Origin of the sequence: Pseudomonas sp. JV245A (assembly GCF_032424515.1) — a bacterium.
In the GTDB taxonomy this organism is placed as follows: domain Bacteria; phylum Pseudomonadota; class Gammaproteobacteria; order Pseudomonadales; family Pseudomonadaceae; genus Aquipseudomonas; species Aquipseudomonas protegens.
On sequence record NZ_VYKE01000693.1, the window covers coordinates 1 to 204 of the forward strand.

Sequence of the window (204 nt, forward strand, 5' to 3'; positions counted from 1 at the left end):
TCCAGGGCCAGGTAAGCCGGCACATCGTTGAGCACCAGCCCTTCCAGGGGCGCTTCTTCCCCCAGGGCGGCAAACAGGGCGCGGTACGGCGCCAGGGTGCCGCTGCCGTCGTGGACGAAGATCCGCGTCGGGCCCTGGGCCTTGTCGCTGATGCGCACCAGCGGCGAATCGCCCTCCACGCCCTGGCCTCGCAGGTAATCGGCC

At 70.6% G+C, this 204-nt stretch carries 1 pseudogene; it reads right to left on the reverse strand.

What is annotated here, in order from left to right:
* A pseudogene (locus tag F6S12_RS33645) lies at positions 1-204 on the reverse strand (hypothetical protein); the annotation flags it as partial.